Consider the following 1,113-nt stretch of genomic DNA (forward strand, 5'->3'; position numbering starts at 1 on the left):
CTAGTGTTCTGTCTCGTAAATAGCTAGTCATTGGAGTAGACTCGAGACGTGACACGTGCTGCCGCACCACTGGTGCTCGAACCCGGCCAGCGGGAACTGCTGGAGTCTCTTGCGAAGTCGCGTACGGTCGCGCATCGGCTGGTGCAGCGGGCGCAGGTGCTGCTGCACGCTGCGGACGGGATGTCCAACGCCGACAACGCGGCGCTGGCCGGGGTGACCCGGATGACGGTGCGGGCATGGCGGTCCGAGTTCGCCGAGCGTGGGCTCGCCGATTTGGGCAAGGTCGCGCCGGGTCGTGGCCGTAAGGCGTCGATTCCGCAGGCCACGATCGATGAGATTGTGGAGTTGACGCTGCACTCGAAGCCGCAGGGGGCGACGCACTGGTCGTGCCGGTCGATGGCGGCCAAGGTCGGCGTGAGCCCGGCGACGGTGCAGCGGGTGTGGGACGCCCGCGGTCTCAAGCCGCACCTGGTGGAGACGTTCAAGCTGTCCAACGACAAGCGGTTCGAGGAGAAACTCGTCGACGTCGTGGGCCTGTACCTGAACCCGCCGGACAAAGCCGTCGTGTTGTGCATGGACGAGAAATCGCAGATCCAGGCACTGGACCGTACCCAGCCGAGCCTGCCGCTCAAGCCCGGGCGGGCCGGCACGATGACCCACGACTACAAGCGCCACGGCACCACGACCCTGTTCGCCGCACTGGACGTGCTGACCGGCAAGGTCATCGGTAAGTGCTTCGCCCGGCACCGGCACGACGAATTCCTGCGGTTCCTGCGCACGATCGACACCACGGTGCCCCGCACGTTGCAGATCCACATGATCGTCGACAACTACGGCACCCACACCCACCCGAACGTCAAGGCCTGGCTGGCCAAGCACCCCCGCTTCCACCTGCACTTCACCCCGACCAGCTCGTCCTGGCTCAACCTGGTTGAGCGCTGGTTCGCCAACCTGACCGACAAGATGATCCGCCGCGGCGTGTTCCGCAGCGTGGATGACCTCGTCACCGCGATCGAGGAGTACCTGCGCGTGCACAACGACGACCCGAAGCCGTTCGTGTGGACCGCCACCGCCGAATCGATCCTGGCCAAGGTCCGACGTGGACGAGTAGCC

General features: G+C 65.8%; 1 protein-coding gene. It reads left to right on the forward strand.

Annotation, left to right across the window (positions count from 1 at the left end; all coding sequences use genetic code 11):
- Window positions 1–69: 69 nt before the first annotated feature.
- A partial coding sequence (locus ABGB05_RS36890) for an IS630 family transposase (RefSeq protein ID WP_347658670.1) occupies window positions 70–1,113 on the forward strand: 1,044 nt, incomplete at its 3' end.

The organism is Plantactinospora sp. B5E13, from assembly GCF_039871775.1.
Lineage (GTDB): Bacteria > Actinomycetota > Actinomycetes > Mycobacteriales > Micromonosporaceae > Plantactinospora.